The organism is Enterococcus sp. SMC-9, assembly GCF_021011285.1.
Lineage (GTDB): Bacteria > Bacillota > Bacilli > Lactobacillales > Enterococcaceae > Enterococcus_C > Enterococcus_C montenegrensis.
Genome location: NZ_JAILYE010000004.1, coordinates 252,241 through 265,012 on the forward strand (window position 1 = coordinate 252,241; position 12,772 = coordinate 265,012).

14 protein-coding genes are annotated in these 12,772 nt (G+C 37.3%); 3 read left to right on the forward strand and 11 right to left on the reverse strand.

Features of this window, described 5'->3' with window-relative positions; all coding sequences use genetic code 11:
- Nucleotides 1-280 precede the first annotated feature (280 nt).
- The 6 genes from K4422_RS07675 to K4422_RS07700 form a co-directional block, all read right to left on the reverse strand.
- On the reverse strand, nucleotides 281-886 hold the full coding sequence (locus tag K4422_RS07675; RefSeq protein WP_230710298.1) for a metallophosphoesterase: 606 nt from the start codon (nucleotides 884-886) through the stop codon (nucleotides 281-283).
- A gap of 9 nt (nucleotides 887-895) precedes the next feature.
- Nucleotides 896-1,747 carry an aldo/keto reductase gene (locus K4422_RS07680; RefSeq protein ID WP_230710301.1) on the reverse strand — a complete coding sequence of 284 codons (852 nt, stop codon included), beginning with the start codon at nucleotides 1,745-1,747 and terminating at the stop codon, nucleotides 896-898.
- Nucleotides 1,748-2,015: 268 nt separating this feature from the next.
- Entirely contained in the window at nucleotides 2,016-2,360 is a 345-nt protein-coding gene (locus tag K4422_RS07685; RefSeq protein WP_206902243.1) for a DUF1831 domain-containing protein, read from the reverse strand.
- Between the two features lie 170 nt (nucleotides 2,361-2,530).
- A complete protein-coding gene (locus K4422_RS07690) occupies nucleotides 2,531-3,664 on the reverse strand; it encodes a cysteine desulfurase family protein (RefSeq protein ID WP_206902242.1) in 1,134 nt (377 codons plus the stop codon).
- Nucleotides 3,665-3,806: 142 nt separating this feature from the next.
- Nucleotides 3,807-4,778, reverse strand: coding sequence for a ribose-phosphate diphosphokinase (locus K4422_RS07695; RefSeq protein WP_206902241.1), 972 nt, complete (start codon nucleotides 4,776-4,778; stop codon nucleotides 3,807-3,809).
- 122 nt (nucleotides 4,779-4,900) lie between these two features.
- Nucleotides 4,901-5,443 carry a hypothetical protein gene (locus tag K4422_RS07700; RefSeq protein WP_230710303.1) on the reverse strand — a complete coding sequence of 181 codons (543 nt, stop codon included), beginning with the start codon at nucleotides 5,441-5,443 and terminating at the stop codon, nucleotides 4,901-4,903.
- A 202-nt stretch (nucleotides 5,444-5,645) separates the two neighbouring features.
- On the opposite strand from K4422_RS07700, the gene K4422_RS07705 reads away from it, so the two are divergent.
- Together K4422_RS07705 and K4422_RS07710 are read left to right on the forward strand one after the other, a co-directional pair.
- A complete protein-coding gene (locus K4422_RS07705; protein ID WP_230710304.1) occupies nucleotides 5,646-7,550 on the forward strand; it encodes a M13 family metallopeptidase in 1,905 nt (634 codons plus the stop codon).
- A gap of 85 nt (nucleotides 7,551-7,635) precedes the next feature.
- Nucleotides 7,636-8,793, forward strand: coding sequence for an alanyl-tRNA editing protein (locus K4422_RS07710; protein WP_230710306.1), 1,158 nt, complete (start codon nucleotides 7,636-7,638; stop codon nucleotides 8,791-8,793).
- Nucleotides 8,794-9,042: 249 nt separating this feature from the next.
- On the opposite strand, the gene K4422_RS07715 is transcribed toward K4422_RS07710, so the two are convergent.
- From K4422_RS07715 to K4422_RS07735, 5 genes are all read right to left on the reverse strand, one after another.
- Complete coding sequence (locus K4422_RS07715; RefSeq protein ID WP_230710308.1) at nucleotides 9,043-9,345, reverse strand: hypothetical protein; 303 nt, start codon at nucleotides 9,343-9,345, stop codon at nucleotides 9,043-9,045.
- 19 nt (nucleotides 9,346-9,364) lie between these two features.
- Nucleotides 9,365-9,913 (reverse strand): cysteine hydrolase family protein, encoded by a 549-nt coding sequence (locus K4422_RS07720; protein ID WP_230710309.1) that lies wholly within the window; start codon nucleotides 9,911-9,913, stop codon nucleotides 9,365-9,367.
- A 37-nt stretch (nucleotides 9,914-9,950) separates the two neighbouring features.
- Nucleotides 9,951-10,646 carry a 5'-methylthioadenosine/adenosylhomocysteine nucleosidase gene (locus tag K4422_RS07725; protein ID WP_230710311.1) on the reverse strand — a complete coding sequence of 232 codons (696 nt, stop codon included), beginning with the start codon at nucleotides 10,644-10,646 and terminating at the stop codon, nucleotides 9,951-9,953.
- 296 nt (nucleotides 10,647-10,942) lie between these two features.
- Nucleotides 10,943-11,248: a cell wall synthase accessory phosphoprotein MacP gene (gene macP, locus K4422_RS07730; RefSeq protein ID WP_206902234.1), complete on the reverse strand. Its 306-nt coding sequence runs from the start codon at nucleotides 11,246-11,248 to the stop codon at nucleotides 10,943-10,945.
- Between the two features lie 9 nt (nucleotides 11,249-11,257).
- Nucleotides 11,258-11,815 (reverse strand): NUDIX hydrolase, encoded by a 558-nt coding sequence (locus K4422_RS07735; RefSeq protein ID WP_230710314.1) that lies wholly within the window; start codon nucleotides 11,813-11,815, stop codon nucleotides 11,258-11,260.
- Between the two features lie 290 nt (nucleotides 11,816-12,105).
- On the opposite strand from K4422_RS07735, the gene K4422_RS07740 reads away from it, so the two are divergent.
- Entirely contained in the window at nucleotides 12,106-12,762 is a 657-nt protein-coding gene (locus K4422_RS07740; RefSeq protein ID WP_230710316.1) for a 5-bromo-4-chloroindolyl phosphate hydrolysis family protein, read from the forward strand.
- Nucleotides 12,763-12,772: the final 10 nt, after the last annotated feature.

Genomic DNA, 12,772 nt, shown 5'->3' on the forward strand with positions numbered 1-12,772 from the left:
AAAATTATTTTCTTATTTTTTACCTTCATATTTAACCTCACAATTCTTTTTATTTTCTAATCTTTTTATAATTATATAACAATTATGCTTTCCGGCGCAATTTTTAACGGCAAGACAAAAAGACGGTAAACGCTTGCTATTCTCACAAAATTTCAAATTAGAAATAAAAAAATTTATTTAAGAAATAATTTTCAGAATAAAAAAAAGAAACAAAAGGAAAATTCCTTTTGTTTCTTTTTGAAGATCCAACTTTTAAAAAAAATATTTTAAGGTTATTTTATTAACGAAGTTTAGCCAATTCTGCTTCTTTCTTGGCTGCAATCAGATCAATTTGATTTTCTGAGATGGGAGTTCCAAAGGGCAATTTTTCTGGTAAGAAATCAATTTCTGGTGCATCGACGCCGACATTGATATTTTCTTTAATCGGTACACTATAATGATGCACATGTCCATGCAAATTACGAATGTTTTTGGTGACCCCCAACAACATGGGATAATGCGTCAAATAATACTGATGGTGATTAAATTTGATAATGATCCCCACATCTGCAAACTGAAATTTTGGCTGACCATTTGATAAGATTCTATTATTTTTTTCTAAAAATTTTAAAAACGTGCGATGATCGTGATTTCCTTTAATAAAAATTATCTGCCCATTCAAACGCATCAGTAAAGCTAAAATCTCCGGGTAGCCTGCCTCATAAGCAGGATGCATTGCGACATCCCCTAAATGGTATACAGTATCGCCTTCTTTTACAACAGCATTCCAGTTTTTTATCATTAATTCATGCATTGTTTGCAGATCTTCAAATGGGCGCGGTGCAAAATCATTGTCCCCTAGTAAATCTTGATGGAAATAATGAGTATCGGATGTAAAAAATTTCATTTCGCTCACCTACAATACTGCCAATGGCTGCTTTTTGGTTGGAGCAAGATAACGTGCTGCAATTTTTTGCCACTCTTTTTTGGTTAACTGGATTTTTGCTGCAGCTAAGTTTGTTAGGACATGATCTTTGTTGCTCGATTGCGGAATTGCCAATGTCTTTTCATCCCGAATTGCCCAAGCTAAAAGCAATTGAAAAATAGAAACCCCATGACGAGCAGCAATTTCTTGTAGTCCACCATCTTGCAAAAATTGATTACCTAAACTATCCCCTTGTGCAATCGGAGAATACGCAATTAGTGGCACTTGTTGCTTATTCAGCCAAGGAAGTAGATCAAATTCAATGCCGCGGCTACCTAAATTATATAAGACTTCATTGGCAGCACAGTTTTTGCCAGCTGGTAGTTGCCACAGTTCTTGCATATCGGATACATCAAAATTTGAAACGCCCCAATTTTTAATCAAACCACTTTTTTTAGCATCCTCTAATGCAGTGACTGTTTCAGCTAAGGGCACTTCTCCTGGCCAATGTAGTAAATACAAGTCAAGATAATCCGTCTTTAATCGCTTCAAACTAGCAGCTAAACTTTGAGGCAATTTTTCTTTTGTAGCATTCCAAGGGTAAACTTTTGAAATTAGATAAACGTTTTCCCGCGAGACAGACTGTAGCGCTTTTCCTACTAACTCTTCTGAATTGCCATCTCCATACATTTCGGCTGTATCAATTGCGATTTTTACCGTCGAACTTGCTTGTTTGAGACCCGTTTGCAAAGCTGCTAATTCTGCTGTTCTTTTTACTAAGTCGTCTCCCATATGCCACGTTCCTAAACCAATCGGGTAAATCTTTTCGCCAGCAATTTCCATGTGTCTACCTCCATCTCGCTTTTCTTACTTCAAGTATAAACCAGCTTTATGATTGGGTAAAAAAATTACTATTAGCAAATATAAATTTCCCAAATTTCTTGAAATTTTGACTTATTGTCGCTGCGAGTTCGTGCATAAAGCTAGCCACCTAAAAAAGCTGGCTGCACACAATCTGTTCGCAAACGTTAGCAACATGACAAATTTTTTCGTACAAAACTTATGATTGGTTACAAAAAAACCACCAGCAAAAGCTGGCGGCGGCAAATTTTTAAGCAACTTTTTCAAAGAGGCCACGACTAATAAAGCCATCCATTAAAAAGTAAAATTTATCTTGTAACATTTTATGTTGTGGGTCTTTAAAAATATTTACTGCTTTTAAACCATTTGCTGTCGTAATTGACATTTTTAAAGTTTCTATTTCCCCATCAACGGTGATTTTCAATTTGAAGCCTTCCTTACTTTGAGGTGTTGCTTCAAGTGGTTGAATTAATTGAAAATTCCCCCCATTTGTTTCTTTAAAACCATTATCGCGCAATGTGTATTTCTTTGCCTCTGGGTCTAATTGGTACATAACGTTTGCACCTAACACCGTTGCCTTTTTTTGAAATGCCATCTATTTTCCCCCCTACTTTTTAATTGCTGGTAATAAAACTTGCCGCTTTCATAAAAAATTAGCCTTAACTTTTGCCATCTCTTATTTTTACTACTGACTTTATTACCGCTACAATCTGATTGTCTCTTTAATTATAAAAGTTTTCTGAGTGTTTGACTACTGCTCTTTCGTTATTTTTGGCAAGCCGCAATTAGTTTTTCAGCAAAATATGCGACATCTTCTGCCGTATTACCAAAACCAAAGCTGACGCGAATGGATTCGTGGATTGCATCACTGTCTTTGCCATACATGGCTGTTAGAACGTGAGAAGGTTCAATGTTGCCAGCCGTACAAGCAGAGCCTGTTGAAATCGCTTGGCCTTGTAAATCTAATTTCATTAACAATAAATTGTTATCCACATCATTCAATTGTAAATTTAAAACATGAGGCAATTTATGCGTCACATCACCATTTATATGATAAGCAATTTTTGCTTCGTCCAATTTTTTTAGCAGTAATTCTGCCAATTTTGCGTAATGGGCTTTATTTTCCAATTGCTTTTCTGGGGTGAGAATTTCTACCGCTTTTGCCATGCCAATAATTCCCACTAAATTTTCTGTCCCAGCACGTCGCTTTTCTTCTTGTTCTCCACCATGAAGATAACTTGGTAAATTTACGCCATCTTTTTTAAACAAGAAGCCTACGCCTTTGGGTCCGTTAATTTTATGCGCTGAAATACTGAATAAATCAATATTATTTTCGTAAGGATCTAAAGCCGTTTTTCCAAAAGCTTGAACTGCATCCGTATGAAAAATAGCAGGATGATCTTTTAACAATTCACCAATGGCTTTGATGGGTAATAAATTCCCTGTTTCATTATTGGCTGCCATCACAGATACTAAGATTGTCTCCGGACGCAAGGCATCTTTTAGCGTTTCTATTGCTAATTGTCCTTTTTCATCGACGGGTAAATAGGTAACTTCAAAGCCCTGTTTTTCCAAATAGTGCATCGATTCTAAAACAGCCGGATGTTCGATTGCAGTGGTAATCACATGTCGCCCTAATTCTTGACGAGCAAGAGCGGTGCCGATAATCGCGGTGTTATCTCCTTCTGTACCGCCACTGTTAAAAATAATTTCATGGGCTTTCACCCCTAAACTTTTGGCAATTAATTGCCGACTCGCTTCTAATTTTTCGTGGGCTTTGCGACCAAAGCCATGTACGCTAGAAGGATTCCCAAAAATTGGCATCGCTTCTGTCATCGCTTTTATTACTTCTGGGTGTAGCGGTGTTGTTGCCGCATGATCCAAATAAATTTCTTTCACTCTCTTCACCTTTTCTTGTGCATACTAGGGTCATTCTAGCATAAAAAGAATTTTTTATTAATTGATTACCATTTTTCCTTTTTCGCCAAATAAAAAGACTGTACCAAAAGTTTGATACAGTCCAAATCGTAATTGTATTAGCTTAAGCGAAATCTTTTTCTTCCAAACGGAATAGAGGGCTCATTGGTGTATTTTCGTGAATTCGTTTCACAGCTTCTCCCATTAATTGACCACAAGTGATATACGTCAAATTATTAGGATGGCGACTTTCATCTGTAAAACAAGAATCTGTCACACAAATATCTGTAATATCTGCACTTTCCAAGTTTTCTTTTGCTGGCGGTGATAATAGTGCATGGGAAGCACAAGCATAAACTTCTTTGGCACCTGCTTCTTTTAACAAGCGCGCTGCAACTTTAAATGTATTCCCCGTATTTAAAATGTCATCCACCATAATACAAGTTTTTCCTGTGACATCGCCGATTACATAACCGCCGTTTTCATCACTTTCCTCTTGGTCGACAATCGCCAATGTTGTATTTAGATACTCTGCTAAGCTGCGGGTTCTGTTGACCCCGGAGTTCTTCGGTGAAACAACCACAAAGTCGTCTCCAAACATTTTCTTTTCCCGATAATATTTGGCAAAAAGCGGCATCGTAAATAAATTGTCCACTGGAATATCAAAGAAACCTTGAACTTGAACGGTATGTAAATCCAACGTCAAAATTCGGGTTGCACCAGCTTCTTGTAACATATTCGCCACAAGCTTAGCTGTAATTGGTTCATGAGGTCTAGCTGTTCTGTCTTGACGAGCATAACCATAATAGGGTAAGACAACATTAATTGTCTTCGCACTTGCTCGTTTCATTGCATCGATCATAATCAACAATTCCATATAATAATCATTAACAGGTTGATTTGTTGCTTGAATCAGATACACGTGCGCACCTCGCACACTTTCTTCGATACTAATTGAAATTTCACCGTCGCTAAATTGCTTAATCGCACATTGGCCTAATTTTGTGCCAAAGACAGCAGCAATTTTTTCTGCTAACGGTTCATTTCCATTCAAGCTAAAAATTTTCAACGATTGATCCTGGTATTGTTCCCCCATGATAGCCTCCTTAGTTATTGGCAGTTCTTTGCGCTAGTCATTTTTTATGACAAATTCTTTTTCATTCTAACATCTTTTTACTCTTTTTTGAACTGTAACAGCTGGTTTCCCTCTTATCTATTTTAAGGTAACGAAATGGTCCCATTAATCCAGCTAGCAGGGATAACTTTATGATAGTTTCCCCAGTTATCATGAACTTTAAGCCATTCTTTCCCTGTTTCATCTTTTTTATAACCATACGCTACTACCCAGTGATTCCCATAGGTGCTTCCTTTAAGTTTCATTAAACCGACAATTACTGGTTTACCTTGTAGCAGACGTTTTTTTACCCGTTCTAAGCCACCAACAGGAGTTTGACGGGCTCTAAATGGTAATTTAAACAAACGAAAATAGCGGGAAAGACCGTGGGAAACTTGTAAAGAAATAGTTGGAAAATCAAAAGGTTGAATGATTACCCGTAGTAAATCTTGCAATGCTTTGGTATTTTCACTGCCATTTTGACGAATGTGGTCAGGCACAATTGTTTTTACAAGATGATCTTGGTAGTAACACAAAAAAACTGTTGCCGCGCTTGTGCCACATAGATAACCTGATTTGGTGGTGATATTGCGATAAGGATAAAATTCTGATTCTGAAATCCCTAGCCATTCATTTGTAATTGTCATCTTCTCACCTCGCGATAAGTATAGCATAAGTTTGTTAGTTGAGATTTTCTGAGCTAACGTCAAAAAATTCTGAACGTTTTCTTTGTGAAAAAGCTTTCTGTGTATGATAATAGGTAATGATACGAAAAAATGGGCAGATTGTCCCAAAATTATCTTAATTTTACGGAGAATTGAGATATTAGAAATAGGAGGATGTGGTCTTATGAACAACTTACTAAAAGATGATTTTTATGAATACGTCAATGGTGATTGGATGAAAACCGCTGTCATTCCAGCTGATAAACCAGCCACAGGTGGGTTTCAAGATTTAGTCGATGGCATTGATAAATTATTGCAAACAGAATTTAAGGATATGCTAGCTGATGAAAGTAAAATTCCCCAAGGAAAAATGAAAGACGTCATTGCCTATTACGAATTAGCTAAAGATTATAAAACGCGAGATGAACTTGGCGCTGAACCGATCCAACCGTTGTTAAGTAGAATTCGTGGGCTAAAAGATTACGAAGATCTAAATCAACAATTAACGGATTGGGTTTTAGAAGGTCTCCCGCTACCTTTTAGCTTAAACGTGGATCAAGATATGAAAAATACCCAACAAAATGTTTTATTTGCTTATCCGGCTGATACAATTTTGCCAGATAAAACATATTATGCAAAAGAACATCCTCAAGGGGCAAAATTATTGGAAGTTTTTGCAGCTATGACAATTGCTGTCTTAGAAAAAATGGGCCATAACCAGAAAGAAGCCCAACAAATTACTGAAGATGCACTGGCTTTTGATCGCCTAATTGTCCCTCACGTAAGAAGTTCAGAAGAAAATGCCGACTATAGCAAAAACTATAATCCCCGCAGCTTTACTGAATTTTGTGCCTATGCACCTGTCTTAGATTTAAAAGAGCTAGTAGAAAATTTAATTAAGGCCACACCTGAGACAATTATTGTAACTGAACCCGATTATTTTGACGCATTAAATACACTGCTGACAGAAGAGAACTTCTCCTTATTACAAAATTGGCTGTATATTCAAACTGCATTGGGATACACCAATTTATTAAGTGAAGAATTGCGGCAATTAGGCGGTACTTATTCCCGTCAATTGTCTGGTGCGCCTAGTGCCATGCCACAAGAAAAAGCAGCTTTTTACTTAGCGAATGGTCGTTTTAGTCAAGTAGTCGGTCGCTTTTATGGAACCAAATACTTTGGTGAAAAGGCAAAGCAAGATGTTGAACACATGGTTCACACTATGATTGGCATCTACCAAGACCGCTTGGAAAAAAACGACTGGTTATCAAAAGAAACCAGTGCCAAAGCAATTACAAAATTAAATAAATTAGGCGTTCAAGTGGGTTATCCTGAAACAATTCCTGCTTTTTATGAAAAATTTGATACTACGCCAAAAAACGCCGGTGGCACGCTGGTGGAAAATAGTCGTAAATTTAGTCGAATTGTCAGAGAAGATAATTTTAGTCGTTATGGAAAAAGTGCTGACCGCAACGAATGGGAAATGAGCGCTGCGACTGTGAATGCCTATTACCATCCCTTCAAAAATATTATCGTTTTTCCTGCTGCGATTTTACAAGCGCCATTTTATAGTTTAGAACAATCGACTAGCGCCAACTATGGTGGTATTGGTGCCGTTATTGCCCACGAGATTTCCCATGCTTTTGACAATAACGGGGCGAAATTTGATGAGTATGGCAACATGAACAATTGGTGGACGGATACTGATTTAGCGCATTTTGAAACATTATCTGCTCAAATGATTGCAGAATTTGACGGTATTGCCTTTGCCGGTGGCACGGTTAACGGTACCTTAACCGTTTCAGAAAATATTGCCGATGCCGGTGGTGTTAGTTGTGCTCTAGCTGCAGCTAAAAAAGAAGCAGATGTCGCTTTTGAAGACTTCTTTGTCAACTGGGCAAAAATTTGGCGTACAAAAGCACGGGAACAATACCAACAATTGTTACTAGCTATTGATGTCCATGCGCCAGCAAAATTACGGGCGAATATTCAGTTACAAAATGTCCCTGAATTCTTTGAAACTTACGGAATTAAAGAAGGCGATGGTATGTATAAAGCGCCGGAAAAACGCGTGCATATCTGGTAATTAAAAATTAGAGCAGTAAGCTTACGTAGAAATAAATACGTTTAACTTATTGCTCTTTTAACAACTTTAAAAGAGGTGATCTACTTTGGAAAAATACGCACAAAATAGTTATTTAACTGAAATTGAAACAACTATTACAGAACGCGGAAAAGATGAAATTGGCAATTTTGTCTGCTTAAGGGAAACTGTCGTCTATCCTGGTGGTGGCGGTCAACCGGCTGATTGTGCTTGGATTGCGGGCAATCCTATTTTAAAAATACAAAAAACAGCAGACAGTGTATTTTATTATCTCGACATTGACGTTGAGACATTGCCTGAAAAAGTTCTTGTCAAAATAAATTGGGAGCAACGCTTTGACTTCATGCAGCAACATACCGGCCAACATATTTTAGCCCGAGTTTGCGAAGATCTATTTCAAGCAAGAATCACAAAAGAACAAATGACATTAAAAGATTCATTTTTTGAAATTGATGTGAAACTTGATAAAACACAATTGCAAACGGCTTTAAAACGGAGCAACGAAATTATTCGGGCACAAAAACAAGTCAGTATTCTATTTCCCACTGAAGAAGAATTGGCAAAAGAAACGCTCTTTACCGCGCCACCAAAATACTTTAAAGATCTCCGACTAATAAAAATTGCCGATTTTGATATTATTGGTTGTGGTGGTACTCATGTGAAAAATACTGCCGAAGTGCAAGCTATTGCTTTAACGCAAGTAAAAGAGCACAAAAAAACAACTACCTTGCATTTTGCTTGTGGTAATCGTTTGTTGCAACAATTTGAAACAAATCAAAAACAATTGACGGCATTGACACTACAAGCTAACGTTCCTGTTGATGGGCTAGCTTTAGCTTTCCAAGAACAACAACAAACAATCAAGTTTTATCAAGGGCAAGTTGCGCTTTATCAAGTAAATGAGTTGGTGGCAAATGCCAAAGAACTGACACCACATTTCATTTACAGTGAAATAACTGACACCGAAGCAAAAGAATTACAAACAGCGGCAAAAAAAATAGCCGAAATTTATCCTGATAAGCTGATTTGTACCGCCACAAGTGATGAGAATAGTTTACGCTATCATTTATACTTAAAAACAGCTGATCCAAAGCGTCCAATTGGCCAAGTAATTCGGACTGCCAACCAAAAATTTGCCGGACGCGGTGGTGGTTCACCTACAAAAGGCGATGGTACTATACCTTATTTGCAAAAGGATGCTTTACTACGGTTTTTACAACAATAAAAATTCAGAAAAGCTCCTCAAACGCATGGAACTCACCTGCAATAAGGCGAACTTCAATAAATTATTTCCCAAATTTCTTGAAGTTTTGCCTGATTGTCACAGTGAGTTCCTTTGAAAGAATGGCCATCGTCAGAACTGCCCCTTTAATGTTTTACTGCTAAAAAAACTTATGCTTTCTTATACGTGAAAAACTCAGTGATCGTAACAGCTAGTTTTAGCTGACTTTCCACTGAGTTTTTTTGAGATAGCTTAACGTTTTAAGGCTTTTTTTAATAGTTCTTCTAAATTTGCAAACTGTGAGTTATGGTTAATAACACCGTCAATTTTTTCTTTTGCAGCAGAATTTTGTAGCAAATTACTTAGTTGACTTAAATCATGAATCCCCAACTTATCTAACAATTCATCTTTATTGTTAAAGTCCGTAAATTGTTTAATAAAATCGTTGCTTAGAATTTTATCAAAGTTCAAATTGCCCTCTTTTTGCAAGTCACCAATAATGCCGCTGATATCGGCTAAATCAAAGCCGTCTTTCAAACGATCAAAAATACTCATCTTTTTCTCCTTCACTTAGCTATAAAAGCTCTGCTCCTAGCGTATTTTGAAAGTGTGTTAACGCCCAGTTATGTCCCACTTCATCAAAGCTTGCCACTGCATCTTTTACAATGTGTAACTGATAGCCCAGATTATACGCATCTACTGCGGTGTGCAAAACACAAATGTCTGTACAAACCCCTGTTAAGTACAAATCAGTAATTTCTCTTTCTCGCAAACGTATATCCAAGTCGGTACCACTAAAAGCAGAGTAATGTCTTTTATCGATCCAATAAACCGTTGCAGCATCTTTATTTTTTTCGTATAAGGAATTCAAGCTGCCATAAAGATTTCGCCCAGTCGTTCCAATTACATTATGGGGCAAAAACAACTTATTCTCTGGATGATACGCATCATTTGGGTCATGGGCATCAATGGCAAATACAGTATAGTTGCCCGCTTCAATAAAATCTTTGGTAAATTCTACCAACTTTTGTTCAATTGCTTGACCAGCTGCACCCGTGGTCAATTTGCCATCTGTTGCGACAAAATCATTGGTGTAGTCAATTGAAATTAACGCTTTTTTCATCTTATGCCTCCAGTCTTTTTGACGCAATCTTCCTACCTTATTTTAAAATGCGAATAAATTCTAAAACAAGTTCTGCCGAACGTTTGCCTGCTTCTTCGATAAACTCATCAAAGCTAATTGTAGCGCTGTGATCAGCAGTATCGCTAATAGCCCGCACTACAAGAAACGGAATAGCAAACTGACTGGCCGTTTGAGCAATTGCCGCGCCTTCCATTTCACAAGCTAAGGCTGTTGGAAAATCATTTAAAATAGCATCCACCTTAGTCGGACTGTCGATAAAACTGTCTCCGGTTACAATCAAGCCCTTTTTGATTCGATGCGCTGTTTTTTCTGCTGCTTCAGTCATAACTTGTTGCAAATAAGCACTAGCATCATAATAAAGGGGAAAGCCCCCCGGTAATTGGCCTTTCTTGTAACCAAAACCGGTAACGTCGACATCAAAGTAAGCTAATTTTTCGGAAATTACTAAATCGCCGACACTAAGATCGGCTCCGATTCCGCCAGCCGAACCAGTATTAACAACCATATTTACCCCATATTGCTGAATCAATAGACTCGTTGTGACAGAGGCTGCCACTTTGCCAATACCAGACCGTACAACAATAACTTCATGATTGCCAATGCGGCCAGAGATAAACAAAGCATCCGCCCTCTCCCAAGACAGTGGACTGTCAATGGCGCTTCGCAAAATTTTAATTTCTTCTTCCATAGCACCGATAATTCCAATTTTCACACAAATTCCTCCAGCTTTTACTTCTATTATTTAGCCTAATAGTACCAGTTTCTAAAAAAAATTTCACTCGATAAGAAAAGCTTTATGTACTCGGTCAACTCGCGAGCAATAAGACGAAAGTCTTGATAAATTGTTCTTCAAATTTTTCAAGATTTTGACTTATTGTCGTTGCGAGTTAGTTCATAAAGCTAGACACTTTGAAAAGCTTTATCTACTCGGTCAACTTATCCTAAAAAAAGTTGAAACCAAGTAGCCTAAACGGCATTCCATGATTTCAACTTATTACTTTGTGCTAACTATAAAAAGAAGGTTGCTAATAAGACAACGCCGATTAATAATGAGACGACAATAATCGCCCCCACTAAAAAACTGTTTAGTTCACGGGATTTGCGGGACTCGCCACTTCTCGTTTTTGTTAGTTCTTTTTGTCTTTTCGCCTCTTTACGATAGAAGTTTTTAATTTTTTCATCTTTGCGGTCGTATTCTTTTTGTAACTTCATCGTGTTTTTTTCCCGCACCGGTGCATCAAATTCTTCTACAATACCAGCCTTTTCCTTTTGACGGCGCAATTCACTGCGGGTAATTAATGGACCTTTACTCACTTACGCTCCTCATTTCTGTAATAATTCCCAATAGGTAATAGCATACATCGTTTTGGCATCACAAATTAAACCTTTTTTCACTGCATCTTTTGCTTCTGAAAGGGTCAAGGCATATAGTTCCAGCACCTCATCGTCATCTTGTGCTCGTGGATTTTCTACTTTAATTAAATCTACTGCATGATACAAATGTAGCATTTCATTTGAAAAGCCCGGTGACAAATACATGGAACCAACGTGCTTCATTTCTTTAGCAGTAAAACCAGTTTCTTCTTCCAATTCCCGCGCACCCGTAATTTCAGGGTGGCTTCCTTCACCAGGATCAATTTTACCGGCAGGAATTTCCAAAATAACTTTTTCCAAAGGTTTTCTAAATTGTTTCACCAAAAGCAACTTATTTTCTGGCGTAATGGCAATAATCCCCACACCGCCAGGATGAAACACTAATTCCCGTTTGGCTGTGCCGCCATTGGGTAAAGCAACATCGTCTAAAAAGACATCAATGATTTTGCCGTGAAATAATTCTTTTCGTTGAATTGTTTTTTCTTCAAAATCTGCAAAGGAAAGCATCTTATCCCTACTTTCTATCCGTAATATTTATTTACTCTTTGCTTAAGCAAAGCAACACACAAACCAAGTCAAAAAAAGAACTTGTTGTTTATCAAAACTAAATACTATTATACACAATTTCACGAACGGGAAACTTAAGATTGCGATAATAAATCTTATGAATTTTCTAAATCGCAAAAATCCACCCTTGGTCTGATTTTTTTCCACCTTCCCCCGTGGTAAAATGAACTCGTGAAGTTAAGGGAAGACCTTTAAAAGATAAATCACCCAAATTATAGGAGGGTAAAAAAATGAAGAAGAAAACCAGCACGCTCTTACTGGTAATTATCGCTTGTTTACTACTATTTGGTTTACTAAAATCCGGCAATTCAGATGAACTTATCCCATTTGTACTTGTCGTAGGTGGGGCAGCTTTGATTATTTACGGCGTGAAAAATCGTCGTCGCAGTAATAGTCCTTCTGCATTGCCAATTATGACCAAAGAAAAAGAAGCACATTACTTAGAAAGTGGCATGACAGAAAAAGAAATTGAATTTTTCCGAGAAACAATGAACCAAACAAAAAAACAAGTTTTACAATTACAGACAAATATTAATAAAAATGCCAAGTTAAAAGCCATTGACCTGCGGCATGATACTTTACGGGCATCAAAAGCGTTGTTTAAAGAGTTGGTGAAAGATCCACAAAAATTGCATTTTGCTAATCACTTTTTATACACCCATTTGCCAAACATGGTTGATTTAACGGACAAATTTATTGAAATCAATGGTCATGAAATTAAAACAAAAGAAACATATGAAAAAATTGAAGAAAGCTCCCAAATTATCGATCAAATGGCGGCGTTAATTGCAAAAGATTATCAACAATTTGTCGCTGATGATTTAGAGGATTTAGATGTAGAGCTTTCCATTGCCAAACAAAGCTTAAAAAGAGATAATAGTTTGTAAGCAGGCGCTT